Origin of the sequence: Tenacibaculum sp. Cn5-46 (assembly GCF_022347705.1) — a bacterium.
Lineage (GTDB): Bacteria > Bacteroidota > Bacteroidia > Flavobacteriales > Flavobacteriaceae > Polaribacter > Polaribacter aiptasiae.
The window spans coordinates 1-14,211 of sequence record NZ_JAKRGD010000007.1 but is presented as its reverse complement, the minus strand read 5'-3'; the positions used below and the strand labels follow the sequence as shown (position 1 = coordinate 14,211).

The 14,211-nt window shown below is 30.2% G+C and carries 9 protein-coding genes; 4 read left to right on the top strand and 5 right to left on the bottom strand.

The window, feature by feature from the left end:
- Positions 1–56: 56 nt before the first annotated feature.
- Positions 57–1,004 carry a tRNA-dihydrouridine synthase gene (locus MHN29_RS14215; RefSeq protein WP_235275214.1) on the top strand — a complete coding sequence of 316 codons (948 nt, stop codon included), beginning with the start codon at positions 57–59 and terminating at the stop codon, positions 1,002–1,004.
- Positions 1,005–1,062: 58 nt separating this feature from the next.
- Here the strand turns inward: MHN29_RS14215 and MHN29_RS14210 are convergent, their stop codons facing one another.
- Together MHN29_RS14210 and MHN29_RS14205 are read right to left on the bottom strand one after the other, a co-directional pair.
- Complete coding sequence (locus tag MHN29_RS14210; RefSeq protein WP_235275213.1) at positions 1,063–2,376, bottom strand: DEAD/DEAH box helicase; 1,314 nt, start codon at positions 2,374–2,376, stop codon at positions 1,063–1,065.
- A gap of 163 nt (positions 2,377–2,539) precedes the next feature.
- Positions 2,540–8,035 (bottom strand): alpha-2-macroglobulin, encoded by a 5,496-nt coding sequence (locus MHN29_RS14205; RefSeq protein WP_235275212.1) that lies wholly within the window; start codon positions 8,033–8,035, stop codon positions 2,540–2,542.
- A 172-nt stretch (positions 8,036–8,207) separates the two neighbouring features.
- On the opposite strand from MHN29_RS14205, the gene MHN29_RS14200 reads away from it, so the two are divergent.
- The 3 genes from MHN29_RS14200 to MHN29_RS14190 all read left to right on the top strand — a co-directional run bounded on the left by MHN29_RS14200 (position 8,208) and on the right by MHN29_RS14190 (position 9,816).
- The gene (locus MHN29_RS14200) at positions 8,208–8,789 is read left to right on the top strand and encodes a tRNA-(ms[2]io[6]A)-hydroxylase (RefSeq protein ID WP_150898485.1); all 582 of its coding nucleotides are present in this window, start codon (positions 8,208–8,210) and stop codon (positions 8,787–8,789) included.
- Positions 8,790–8,791: 2 nt separating this feature from the next.
- Positions 8,792–9,229: a DUF4268 domain-containing protein gene (locus tag MHN29_RS14195; protein WP_235275211.1), complete on the top strand. Its 438-nt coding sequence runs from the start codon at positions 8,792–8,794 to the stop codon at positions 9,227–9,229.
- 92 nt (positions 9,230–9,321) lie between these two features.
- The gene (locus MHN29_RS14190) at positions 9,322–9,816 is read left to right on the top strand and encodes a CAP domain-containing protein (protein WP_235275210.1); all 495 of its coding nucleotides are present in this window, start codon (positions 9,322–9,324) and stop codon (positions 9,814–9,816) included.
- 102 nt (positions 9,817–9,918) lie between these two features.
- Here the strand turns inward: MHN29_RS14190 and MHN29_RS14185 are convergent, their stop codons facing one another.
- From MHN29_RS14185 to MHN29_RS14175, 3 genes are all read right to left on the bottom strand, one after another.
- Positions 9,919–11,802, bottom strand: coding sequence for an OmpA family protein (locus MHN29_RS14185; RefSeq protein WP_235275209.1), 1,884 nt, complete (start codon positions 11,800–11,802; stop codon positions 9,919–9,921).
- 11 nt (positions 11,803–11,813) lie between these two features.
- Positions 11,814–12,749: a type IX secretion system membrane protein PorP/SprF gene (locus MHN29_RS14180; RefSeq protein WP_235275208.1), complete on the bottom strand. Its 936-nt coding sequence runs from the start codon at positions 12,747–12,749 to the stop codon at positions 11,814–11,816.
- A gap of 10 nt (positions 12,750–12,759) precedes the next feature.
- Positions 12,760–14,211 (bottom strand): gliding motility-associated C-terminal domain-containing protein (locus MHN29_RS14175; RefSeq protein WP_239176081.1); only part of this gene is annotated, 1,452 nt, incomplete at its 5' end.

Sequence of the window (14,211 nt, the reverse complement as noted above, 5' to 3'; positions counted from 1 at the left end):
GTTTATGCTTAAAATATAAAGTTAAGAAAGTTATATTTGCAGCTTATTATATACTAATGAGTTTCACCTTACTTTCGTCTCCTTTACAAGGATTTACCGATTTTCGTTTTAGAAATGCCCAAAACAAATATTTTGGTGGTATTGATACCTATTATGCTCCTTATATTCGTTTGAATGGGAAATTTAAAATAAAATCGAGTTACGAACGTGATTTATTACCTGAAAATAACACAACTTTAACGGTTATTCCTCAAGTTATTACCAATGATCCTGATGAGTTTTTGTTTGTTGCTAAATATGTTCAAAGTTTAGGGTATAAAGAATTAAATTGGAACTTAGGTTGTCCTTACCCAATGGTTACCAAATCTGGTATGGGATCTGGATTAATATGTAATCCTGCTAGAATAGATGAAGTCTTACACAAAGCCCATAACGAAACAGACATTATCGTTTCAATGAAAATGAGAATGGGATATGAAAATAGTGAAGAAATTTTGCACTCTTTTCCTATTTTAGATAAATACCCTTTGAAAAGTATAGCTATTCATGCTCGAATTGGAAAACAATTGTACAAAGGTGGTGTAGACCTAGATGCTTTTCAAAAATGTATAGATGTAGCTAAACATCAATTGTATTATAATGGCGATATTACTTCTGTTGATGGCTTTAATGCTATGAAAGAACGTTTTCCTAGTATTACGCATTTTATGATTGGTCGCGGATTAATTGCTGATCCATTCTTACCACAAATGATAAAAGATAATACTACAGAGTATCCTAAGGATAGATGGAAACGTTTTGAAGCTTTTCATAACGAGATATATGAACAATACGATGCCGCTTTATCAGGACCAACTCCTATTAAGATGAAAATGCTAGGTTTTTGGGAATATTTTTCAAAATCTTTTTCCGATCCTCGTAAGACCTATAAAAAAATTAAGAAGGCCACTAATCCCAAAAAATACCAAGCTGCTGTTAAAGAGATTTTAAATGGTGAGAGATAATATAAAAAAGGAGTAACTTATTATTTAAGTTACTCCTTTTTTATTGCTCTAATCTTTTTTATACAATACTAATGCGTACTTTTTTATTCTTTAAACGTCTATTATTTAAGCTTTCAACTAGTCGTTTTGCTTCGGTTACAGGTACTGCTATAAAAGCACAATCTTGCTTTAATTCTATCACGCCTACTTGTTCTTTAGTTAAATCTCCTTTTTTAAAGAATAAACCTGCAATATCTCCTTTTGAAATTTTATCCTTTCTTCCTCCTGAAATAAATAGGGTTTCCCAATAACGAGATTTCATTTTTTCTTTATGTGAAATATCTGCATTAGGTGCATCTTTAATAAACTCTGGTAAATTTTCTTTTTGCCATTTTAAAATATAAGCAGTTCCTTTTGCGTTTACTCTAGCAGTTCTACCATTTCGATGTGTAAATTCCTCTATTCGTTGTGGTAGCTCATAATGAATTATATATTTCATTTCTGGAATATCAATTCCTCTAGCAGCTAAATCTGTAGCTAATAATACCTGACTAGTTCCGTTTCTAAACTTGATTAATGATCGTTCACGGTCTCTTTGTTCCATTCCTCCAGAAAAACAACTATGTGCTATTTTATTCTTGATTAAAAATTCACTGACTTGCTGAATACTATCTTTCAAATTACAAAATATAATTCCTTGCTGATTTCCTATATGTTGTAATAACTCTACTAATGTTTGATTCTTATTCTTTGAAGGAGATATCACTGTTTTTAGCGTCAGCTTTTTAGGTGTTTTTCCAGTTAAGTAATTTAATACTGTTGGATTGTTTAAGCATACAAAATCTGGAATTTCAGTCTCTTTGGTTGCTGAAGTTAAAATTCGTTTATTAATGTTAGCTAATTGATTTATAATTCCTCGCATTTCATATTCAAAACCTACTTCTAACGATTTATCAAACTCATCTAAAATTAATGTCTTTATATGCTCTTTAGAAAAACGATTATTTGCGAAATGATCAGCAATTCTCCCAGGTGTGCCAATTAAGATACTAGGTATATGTTTTAGTTCTGTTTTATCTTTCGCCATTGAACGTCCTCCATATACGGCATTTACTTTTAAACCTGTTCCCATTTCTCTAATTACCTGTTCAATTTGAATAGCTAATTCTCTTGAAGGAACCAATATTAGTACCTGAACTTCTTTTTTATTAGGATCTATTAATTTTAATGTTGGTAATAGAAAACTCAATGTTTTTCCTGTTCCTGTTGGAGAAAGTATTACTGTATTAGTAGTGGTATCAATTGTTGAAATGGCTTTTTGTTGCATTTCATTTAGTTCATAGATATTCAATTTGGCTAAAATATCTTCTTGTGTTTTTATACTAATTCCCATAATTCTTAAAATATCTATGAAATTTTTATTCAGGGCAAAGATAGGCAGTCTTTAACTAGAAAGGATTAAGTATTTTACAAATTAAAAAGCTTATTGAAAAATCAATAAGCTTCAAATTTATTCTACAAATTGTAGTCCTAATAAAAAAGTTACTTTACAAATATTATTTCACTACATTCACCCACTGTCCTTTTGTACGTGCTATATAATCATTATCATACATAGCTTCTACTTGTACTCCTGGTAAATAATAGGTTCCTAAATACGATGCATTTAATAATACTCTAAACGTTTTTGTTTCGTACTTATTTAAGGTAAAATAGTTACTTATGCTTGCGTCTCTAATATCTGTATAATCTACTTTTGAAGAGGATGCATTGTTACCAAAATCGGTAAATCTAGTATTTACAATTTCCCATCCTGACGGTATATATTCTGTTAATGCAACATTTTCTACTTTATCATTAGTTGAATTTCTTATCGTAATTTCAGCTATAAAGTTTGTTCCTTGCGATATATTTGTAGGATCTATACGATCTCCTCCTTTTGTTTTATAATTTATTGTTGCTTCTAAATTCTTTTGAACTACTTTTTCTACACCTACTGGTAAAATTCCTTTGTTCAATAATCGTACATACAATACTCCTTTACTTTTGTTTGAAATTTTAAATGTATTCTCTTTTTTAATTTCTTCTATATCTTCAGCATATAATGCTTTTTGAATATTGATATTTTTTGAATTACTATTGATAGTAAATTTAGCATGTATTCCTGTATTCTCTCCATTTTGCAATGCATACTGACTCATAGCTAACAAACTAAATGCTGTAGATTGTGTACTCATCCATTGCTCACTAGATAAGGTTTCTGCAATCTCTTTAGCTAATTTTATTGCTTTTACTTCATCATTTAACAATGTATAGGTTTCTAATGCCATTGCTTTGTTTCTAGTTTCAGAACCATAATTATAATAATATCTTCTAGAATAATTCTCTGTTGTTAAAGTTCCTAAAATAACTTTAGCAATCGATTTTTTTCCAATCAATGCATATGCTGATGCTAAACGCATTTTTGCTTCATTTGAAATACTTCTTGTTTCTCTTAAACGATTCATTGAAGCTAAATCTGGACTATTTGCTAAACTCAAAGTATACAATCTATACGCTTGCGAAAGTGCATTATTACTATAGCTTGAATTATTTCTCCAATTGCGTGCTTGTTGCTTCTGATAACTAATCCAATTTGATTTAAAACCTATTGGTAATACATATCCTTTTTTGGCTGCTTCTATCATAAAATGTCCTGCATAAGATGTTCCCCAATTATCTGCTCTAGAATTTCCTTGCCAGTAAGACAAGCCTCCATTTGCTATTTGGAAGTCTGATAATCGTTGAATTGTCGCTTTTACATTTCGTTCTATCTCTCGTTGTTTTTCTTTTGATAATTCAAATATTTCTGGTAAATACAATTGTGGAAAAGCACTTGATGTTGTTTGCTCTACACAACCATGTGGATATCGTATTAAATATCCTAAACGTTTTGTAAAATTCATTGGAGGTAAAGTAGACAATTCAACGGTAGCTGAATTTGTTCCTTTGGTTCCAAAAGTTGTAAAATCAATTTCTTTATTTTCATTTGATTTTACCACTAAATCTTTTACTTCTGTAGTTACTGGATTTGGATTTAACACATCAATTTCTACCTCATAAGATGCTTTTTCACTTCCTGAACTTGCATTTATCTTTACTTTTCCTATTCCTTTAAAATCATTTACTTTTAATGTAAAGTACGTCATTTTTTCATCTGGCTGGCTAAATGTAACTGTTTGTGTTTTGCTTCCTTCTATAGTATAAGCTTGGTTAGGTGAAACCGTAACCTTAACATTTTTAATTTCTGGTTTCATTGCAAAAACTGTTACTGGTAAGGTTACTGTTTCTTGTGGTGTTATTTTTCTAGGCAATGATGCTAAAATCATAACTGGTTTTCGAACAAATGCTGTTTTTTCATCACTTCCATATGCTTCTTCTTTTGCATTTGTAGCTACTACCATTGCTCTTACCGATCCTACATACTTTGGTATCTTTATAGAATGTTTTTGAATATCTCCCTTTTCTAAATTAAATGGTCCTAAATAAGTAACCATTGGTTTGAATCGATTGGCTTTCTTATTCTTACTTCCTGCTTCTGCTTCGTCTCCTCCAATACTCAATATCTGATTTACTTTTCCTCCGTAAGCTCCTATTACATCATCAAAAATATCCCAAGTTCTAACTCCTAACGATTGTCTTGCATAAAATGTATTCCATGGATTTGGTGTTTTAAATCGTGTTAAATCTAATAATCCATCATCTACCAATGCTATTGTATACGTCATTGGTTTTCCATCTTTTTCTTTTACTCTAATATTTGCAACCGATTCTGGTCTTAATTCATCTGCTAACTGTATTTCTGGCGTCAATTTTGTTGCTGGATCATTAACCATCATTGGTATTGATCCATACATTCGTATTGGTAAATCATTTACTGTTTGACTATGTTTTTGTAATAAGGATATATTCACAAAAACATTAGGTGTATAGTTTGCTAATACTGGGAAAGAGAATTTTGTTTGTTTAGCCTTTGTTGGTACCCAAAAATGATCTAATACCTCTGTTCCATTTTCTATTGTAATTAACGCTCTTCCTCCTTCTGATGACGGAAATGTTACTGTTGCTGTTTCTTTTACGTTATAAGTTTCCTTATCTGTTGTAAAAACAAGCATTGTTGCATTGGTTTTATCTTGACTTCCTTTTTTCTTTCCATACCAAGATGGCCAGTCAAAATACACCACATTCGATGTTACGTGCCTACTTTCTTTATCTGTAACTTTTATTAAATAACGTCCCCAATCATTTTCACTTATTTTTAAATCAAATGATCCTTTCCCGTTTGCTCCTGTTTTAACTTGTACTGTTTTATAAGGCTCATGATAACGTGTTCCATCATAACTAGATAATCCATTATCCGAAGTACTCCACCACCATCTCCATGATAATTTATATACTTTTACATCCAAACGATTTGCTATTCCTACTCCTTTTTCATTAACCGTTGCTACATTAAATGTATACTTTTCGTCTGTAAACAAATAGTTTTTTGATTGCTGTTCTTCTGCATTTAATAATCCTACATAACTTGTATATGGTGATACTTTTTTAGTGAATACATCCGTACTAAAATCTCCTCCATTTTCGTAAACCTTTGTTATAAAGCTTGCTTTTAGCATTCCTGGTGCTTTATTGTCTAATTTTGGTTTTACAGAAAATGTAGTTTCTCCTTCATTATTTAATTTCCCTTTTAATACTGAAAATTCTTCTGTTCCAAACCTTCTTGTAACATCATCAAAATTATAATTCTTGAATTTTGAAAATGTTGTTTTGGTTTGTCTGAATTTTCCATTGATATCCAATTTTAAGTTTCTTGCAATTGCTCCATGTAGCCATTTTACTTCTACGTCGCCATTAATTGCCTCATTAGCTTTTATTACTTCCGATACTGTTTTTAATTTTATTTTTAAACGATTTGGTTTTATCGTTTCTATTTTTAATGTCTTTGTAAACACTGCTCCACCAATAGTCACTCTCAGTTTCCAGTTTCCTGTAATTGCTTCTTGACTTGTTTTTGGCGCATACGGATATACATTATACTTGTTTTTATATAAAACTTTTCTCTCTATTATTTTGCCTTGTGGATTTATCAATTCAAATTTGATAGGATGCTTTTCTGGTAATGGATTTGCATTATCATTTAACACAAATGTTAGGTATAAATGATCTCCTGGTCGCCAAACTCCTCTTTCTCCATAAATATATCCTTTGATTCCTTTTTGAAGCTTTGTTCCTGAAACATCGAACTTACTCATTGACAAAGCATTTCCTTCATTCAATTTAATGTAAGTTGTATTATTACTTTTAGTTGCTACTGCAAAAAATGCGTTATGAATATCTTCAAAAGTTGCTATTCCTTCTTTATTTGTAGTTACTGTTTTTATTGGCTGTTGCTGTAAGTTATACAAGGTAACTTTTGCTCCTGCTGCTGGTTCTGCTGTTAATAAATCAGTTACAGCTACAAACGTTTTATTGTTATTTCCTTTTTTTACTATTACTCCTAAATTAGTTGCTAAAATATTTGTGCTAACTTTTTTATCGTAGTAATAAGAAGTGGTACACGGATTTTCTCTATCTCTCCAGTTATAATTATAATATCCATCACTATAATAGTTTTGGTTATCATATTGCTTAGTATCTATTTTCTTTTTTCCGTAAATAATCGTGTTATTATTAACTGAACCATCACATGTATAATTTGAGTATTCTTGGTTAAATGTAAATTCTACTCTATACATTGCTCCATCTTCAACAGCTAATATTTCTGATAAGTCAATAGCAAAAGCATTTTCTTTTGTTAAATCTACTCCTTGATTGGTTAAATTTATAGTATATTTTGCTTCTGGTCTTCCTACATAACGTAAATTTCCCTGGTTATTTAAGTTATTGTACTGTAAAAATTGTAATACATTATTTTTATAAATTTTATAAACTGTTGCATCAACCGCTTTTAAATTAACCGCTTTAAAATTGACTTTTAAATTGCTTGAGTTTGGTAAAATTGAACCGCTTTTTATAAATGAAACTGTTGGTTTTAGCTGCTCAAAATGTAATGTCTTACTAAAGCTTTCTTTTAGAGCATATCCTTCTGTATTCTTTATTCCTTTAAAAACAGTTAAATCTACTTTATTTTTAAAAGTTATTTTCGGGTATACATTTACTATGTTATTACTAATTTTATAAGTAAATCTTCTCTTTTGTGTATTTTGAAATTGGATTAAACCTCTTAAATCTTGTCCTTTTTTAATTGGATCTGAGAAACTAATTTCTATATGCTGTTTATCAGCATTTACTACTTCTGCATTTAAAACTTTAAAATTGTTTTTTCCAGTAATTATTAATTCTCTTTCTCCTTTTGATGTAGATTTTATAGCTGTTCCATCCCATAAAACTTTTAAAACCTTATCGTCATCAAAACGCTGTAAGCTATCTATTTTAAAATGTACTTTTGAAGCAAACTTTTCAAACGTTTCAAACTTTATATTTACTTCGCTTCCATTATAATTTGCTTTGACTAGTTCAGGTAATTTTGAACTTTCTACTACATCACTAGCTGTTAAAATTCCTTCAACAACATACGTATCTTTATTGTATACTTTTGGTGAATTTAATGAGACATTAAAAAGTAGTTCTTTGGTTTTTACTTTAATTGTAAAGTCTTTTAAACCTGAATCAATATCATTATATAACTTTGATAAATGCAATGTTAATTTGTACTCTTGATTGCTTTGTAATTTTTCACTTGGGATGAATGAAATAACATTGTCTTTAAAAGTTGTTTCTCCTTTTACTTTTGGGCTAATTGTAAACACATCGTTATTTACAGTTGCTTCATCTATTTTTTTCTTTAAATAAAAATTGAACTTTGGAGTAATGGAAACTAGCTTTTCTGGAAATACAGAAACGTATTCTGTGTAAGCATTGATATCACTTTCTTGGCCTCCTGTTTTTTTACATGCATTAAGAGCTAACATTAAGATGATTAGCACTAATATTTTAATAGTATTTCTCATAGCAAAATAGCTTTTCTTATTAATTTCTCGAAGTATATCAAAGTTACATATTTTAGAAATATCACGATCAAAAAAATACCTTAAAAAATTGGCTTTTTTAAAAGAAATTTGAGAACAATTCTTTCTTGAATTTAATAATGCTTAATTTTGCCATCCATATTGAAATAAGAACATGTTAGGATTAAAATTTGAAACGGAAACTTCTTGGGCCGATATTGCTAAAGATAATTTACAACAGATATTAACTGATCACGCTTTTTTAGAGCAAAAAGCCGCGTCTAATGCTGTATCTATAATTATTAACTATTCTGAAGAAACTGAACTTGTACAAAGTATGAGTGCTATTGCTATAGAAGAAATGGAGCATTTTAAAATGGTGCATGATTTTATGGTAAAAAGAGGAATGGTTTTAGGGAGAGAGCAAAAGAATGATTATGCTATTCAACTGCAAAAATTCTTTACCAAAACAAAAGATCGTACAGAAGCTTTAATTCAACGTTTATTAATTGCTGCAATTATTGAGGCTAGAAGTTGTGAGCGATTCAAAGTTTTTTCTGAAAATATGGAAGACGAAGAATTATCTAAATTCTATAGAGATTTAATGATTTCTGAAGCAAATCACTACACTACTTTTTTAGGTTTTGCTAGAAAATATCAGGATAGAGAAATAGTTGACAAGAAGTGGAACGATTTAATTGCTTTTGAAGCTGAAATGATGAGAAATCGTGGAACTGCTGCTAAAGTACATGGATAAGAATGTTTAGTAAAGAAGAATCTGCTCATTTACGTAAAGAGTTTTGGACTAGCTTTGGAAAATCTTTTCCTAGAAAATGGCTTTTGTATAATACTAAAATTAAAGGTTTTGCTTTTAAATTTCAGGCTGATAGAAAAAAAGCGTCTGTTTGCTTAGATTTTGAACACCCTGAGAGTATTGCCAATGAATTACTATATGATCAGTTACTTTCTTTAAGAAAAATCTTAGAAACAGAATATTTACCTGAAGTTATTTACGATGATAACTTTGAGTTAGATAATCGTAAAATTATCCATCGAATTTATGTTCCTTTTGAGAAAAAATTCAGTATTCATAACAAAAATACTTGGCGTGATTGCTATGAATTTTATGTAGAAACTATGGAGCAATTTGAGTTGTTCTTTTATGAATATGAGGACTTTATAAAACAGGCTATTTAACATAGGAAAATGCCCCTTTTTAACTAACAACCAACACTTTAAGTTATTTTACCCTTATATTTGTAGCTCATTTTTATAACCCCTATACCCCTATGAATAACCAACCCCTACGGTTATTGCTAGTGTTGTTTGCACTGGTTTTAACATCTTGTTCGTCAAATAGCGAAATAGAATTGGCTGGTAATCCTTCTGAGTCAACTACTGTTATCGCTGAGAAATCTATTGAGTCTGAAGTACTAGTACTCATCAATAATCACCGAGTTGCTAATGGGTTATCTGTCCTAAATAAACTCCAAGCAATTAAATATCAAGCAAATAACCATACCAATTACATGATTGATCAGAATAAAATCTCACACGATTTTTTCTATCAACGTAAACAATATTTAACACAAAATGCTAATGCTACTGGTGTTGGTGAAAATGTTGCTTATGGTTATTCTTCTGCTGAATCTGTAGTAAATGCATGGATTAAAAGTGAAGGTCACAAAAAAAATATAGAAGGTAACTTTACTCATTTTGAAATTTCTGCTGAGAAAGATTCTGAAGGTAAATGGTACTTTACCAATATTTTTATAAAGAAATAGTTTTATTGTTTATTTGAATTATTAACAATAAGTAAAAGCCTTCATTTAACATTTATTAAGTGAAGGCTTTTTTATAAACTACATTACGGGAGGAAGAAATAATTATTTATAATCATTTAATATTATAAACTTCGATCTTCTATTTTCTTGGTGTTCCTCTTCTGTACAAGGAACATAATTTTTACACTTATTTACTAATTGTTTTTCTCCATATCCTATGGCACTTTCTATTCTTTCAGGCGCTATATCTCTTGATATGATATAATCTCTTGTTGATTTTGCTCTTTTATCTGATAATACTTCGTTGTATAAATCGCCTCCTCTACTATCAGTATGTGATTCTATTTTAATAATCATATCTGGATGATTTTTTAAAACCTTCACAACATATTCCAGTTCAAAAGCTGCATCTGGCCTTATATTCCACTTATCAAAGTCGAAAAAGATAGGTGCTATCACAATTTCTTTATCAATTATCAATGGAGTTAGATATAAATCTTGTTTGATGTTTTGATGATGAATATTTGTTGTTTCTATATTCTTTAAATCGTCTTTATAATCTAATTTTGTACCTCTAAGTGTGTATTTCTTTTTACATTCTGCTTCAAACTCAAAAGCTCCATCTTCTGTTGTTGTTATTTTTTTAATCACTTTTCCATCTTCACCAATAAATTCTACTAAAGCATTTGCTAAAATTTCGTTTGTTTTACTATCATACACTACTCCACTAACCAATTGCATACATTTATATGATTCAAAACTATAAATATCATCTTTTCCTTTTCCTCCTGGTCTATTTGATGAAAAGTATCCTGTTTTATTATCTTCATTCATAAAAAAAGCAAAATCATCATATCCACTATTAAATGGTGCTCCCAAATTTTTTACTTCTCCCGAATTGTTTTTTAATAAATCCGATTTATAAATATCTAATAACCCTAAATTCTCATAACCGTCTGATGAAAAATAAAATGTATAATCTGATGACACAAATGGAAACATGTCTCTCCCACTTGTATTTATTTTATCTCCCATATTTACGGGCTCTCCATACGTATTATTAGGTAGTATTGCTACTTTGTAAATATCTGTTAAACCATAACCTCCAGGCATATTTGATGTAAAGTACAATGTTTTATTATCTGGACTTAAGGCTGGATGTCCATTTGAATATACTTCGTCATTAAATGGTAATTCTTCTATATTTGTCCATTCTCCATTTACTAGAGTTGCTTTAAAAATTTCTAAATGTGATGTTCCTTCTTTATCATAATCTAACTTATTTCTTTTGTTCAGATTATTTCTTGTAAAATACATGGTTTTTCCATCATTGGTAATAGCTATACTCGATTCGTGAAACCCAGTATTTATTTTTGATGATGTTAAAGGAATTACATTTTCTATTGACTTTGAATTTCCATAATCTATAATGGTGGCTTCATATAAATCCAAGTAAGGTTCATTATTCCATTCGTACATTTTTCCCTTCTCATTCTTTGTAGAAGCAAACATGAACTTATGTTTATGAACATAAGGTGCAAAATCTGAATTTTTAGTATTAACATCTAAGTTGGTAATTTTTATTGAATCGTTATTAAGTGCTTTTAGTTTCTCATAATCTACATTTATAATCTGAAAATTATTACTAGGCAATTTTTCTAGCCACTCTTCAGCTTTTTTATATTCTCCTACACTTCTTAATGATTGTGCATATTTATAAATACTTTCATTAGTTAAGCCTTCATCTTTTTGGGCTGCTATAGCATACCATTTATTAGCTTCTTTTGAATTTGAATTATTGTAATAACAATCTGCCAACTTTGTCAAAGTATAAGAACTACTATCTCCTCTTTTTATTGCTTTTTTATAAAATTCTGATGCCTTTATATATGCATAGTTTTTAAAGAACTTATCTGCTACTCTTTTTTGTGAAAAAGAATAAGAAAAGCAAAAAATCAATATTAAAAATGTAATTTTTGTCTTCATATCTATACTTTTTAAAAATATCTAGGCGATTTTACTCTATTCACCTTAATTAACTCATACATTAATAAGACTTCATGTGTTCCGCTAGAAAATTGATTTATATCCGATAGAGGATACTCATATGCATATCCGACTCTAAATTGTCTAGATACTTGAAAATCTACGATAGCTCCTAAAGCTCCTGTAAATTCATTAAATCTATAAGATCCTCCTAACCAAAACTTTTCATTGAAAAGAAAATTTGCTGTTACATCATATGACAATGGCGCTCCATTTGTGGCTTTGATTAAGGTTGCTGGTTTAAATTTTACACTATTACTTAAATTAAATACATAACCTGCTGTTAGATAATAACTCACTTTATCTACAATTCCGTAATCAACTCCTCCAATTGTTAAATCGTTATGATCTATATTCAATAATCTTGGAGCTGATAGTCCTAAGTACCATTTATTCGTATGTAAGTAGAGTCCTGCTCCTACATTTGGTTCCCATCTATTTCTAACACCACTAATTCCAGGATCACTTGCTTCTGCTGCAATCAATTCATCATCTAAATTATATTGAGTAAATCCAGCTTTTAATCCGAATGCTAACCTAGTTTCTTCACTTAGATTAATTGTATAAGAGAAATCTCCATACAGATATGTGAAATTCTCATATCCTAACTTATCATTTATAAATGACAATCCTAAACCTATTCGATCATTTCTAAGTGGTGTATGTATTGACAATGTTTGAGTTTCTGGTCCTTTTCCAAAACCTGCCCATTGGCTTCTATGCAATCCTACAATACTCAATACTTCTCTACTTCCTGCATATGCTGGATTTACCGATATTGTATTGTACATGTATTGGGTAAACTGAGGTAACTGTTGACTTTCAACGTTAAATACAGTTGTAATTATTAAAATGAAAATTATATGAAATCTGTAATTTTGCTTCATAGCTTATACATTATTTGGTTCCTAAATAAATTGCTCCTGTAAATGGTTTTAATCCACTATTTTCTAACACTACTATGTAATAATAAGTTCCTGCTGGCAATCTTTTTGCCGATCCAAATGTTGATCCATCTGAAATTCCGTTCCAATCATTTGCATAGTTGTTCGATTCGTAAACTCTTGCTCCCCAACGATTAAATATTTTAACATTGGTTATAAATCCACACGATTCGATTCCTGTTACTGTAAAAAATTCATTCCATGTATCTCCGTTTGGTGTTACTGCTTTAGATATAATTACATCTTCTTGCCCACACGGTAATACCACACAATCATCATTAATATTTATTGTTAAACTAATTGATGATAAACAACCTTCATTAGCAACTGTATAGGTAAATACATAATCTCCTAAAGCTATATTTGAAGGATCAAATGTGTTATCTGTAGTAAGTGTTACATTTCCACTTGTTACTTCCCATTCACCATCTGTACTAATGTTTGATAAATAATCGTTTAAGTCTACAATACCATCATCAATACATTTTGAATCTGCTATTGTTGTTGTTACTGTTTCTATTGTTACATTTATGTTTTGAACAAATTCTGCTGTATTTCCACAATCATCAGCAACAGTCCATGTTCTTATTATTTGATAATCATTGTTTGTTCCATCAAAAGTATTTTCCTCTTCAAAGTTTGTTTGTGTTACGTTGCTTGAACAATTATCTACAAATTCTAATGTTGGTGCTTCTGGAATCTCATCACAACTCACATTTATGTCTGTTAAGTTTGTAACCAGTTCTGGTGCCTCACTATCTTCTATTTTAATTTCTTGAGTATGACTCACCTTATTTCCTGCACAATCCTGAGATTCCCAAACTCTAATTATTATATACTCTGAAGGACATCCTTCTCCTTGTCCTGTAATTGCTTCTGAGTAATTTACTGTTACTTCTGAATCACAATTATCTGTTGCAGTCAATACTTCAGCCTCTGGAATGGCATCACAACTTACTGTTGTATCTGCTGGTAAGCTTTCTACAAACTCTGGTGCTTTGGTATCCTCTACTTCGATTGTTTGTGTATGTGTTGTGGTATTGTTTGCACAATCACTTACTGTCCAAGTTCTTGTTATTGTATATACCGATGCACATTCATCATCCTGTCCTGTAATTGTTTCTGAGTAATTTACCGTTACTTCTGAATCACAATTATCTGTTGCAGTCAATACTTCAGCCTCTGGAATGGCATCACAACTTACTGTTGTATCTGCTGGTAAGCTTTCTACAAACTCTGGTGCTTTGGTATCCTCTACTTCGATTGTTTGTGTATGTGTTGTGGTATTGTTTGCACAATCACTTACTGTCCAAGTTCTTGTTATTGTATATACCGATGCACATTCATCATCCTGTCCTGTAATTGTTTCTGAGTAATTTACCGTTACTTCTGAATCACAATTATC

What these genes read in the sequence shown, in the direction of transcription:
- MHN29_RS14205 (WP_235275212.1), bottom strand. Translation starts at nt 8,035, where the DNA reads ATGAGAAATACTATTAAAATATTAGTGCTAATCATCTTAATGTTAGCT.
- MHN29_RS14215 (WP_235275214.1), top strand. Translation starts at nt 57, where the DNA reads ATGAGTTTCACCTTACTTTCGTCTCCTTTACAAGGATTTACCGATTTT.
- MHN29_RS14195 (WP_235275211.1), top strand. Translation starts at nt 8,792, where the DNA reads ATGTTTAGTAAAGAAGAATCTGCTCATTTACGTAAAGAGTTTTGGACT.
- MHN29_RS14200 (WP_150898485.1), top strand. Translation starts at nt 8,208, where the DNA reads ATGTTAGGATTAAAATTTGAAACGGAAACTTCTTGGGCCGATATTGCT.
- MHN29_RS14180 (WP_235275208.1), bottom strand. Translation starts at nt 12,749, where the DNA reads ATGAAGCAAAATTACAGATTTCATATAATTTTCATTTTAATAATTACA.
- MHN29_RS14190 (WP_235275210.1), top strand. Translation starts at nt 9,322, where the DNA reads ATGAATAACCAACCCCTACGGTTATTGCTAGTGTTGTTTGCACTGGTT.
- MHN29_RS14185 (WP_235275209.1), bottom strand. Translation starts at nt 11,802, where the DNA reads ATGAAGACAAAAATTACATTTTTAATATTGATTTTTTGCTTTTCTTAT.
- MHN29_RS14210 (WP_235275213.1), bottom strand. Translation starts at nt 2,376, where the DNA reads ATGGGAATTAGTATAAAAACACAAGAAGATATTTTAGCCAAATTGAAT.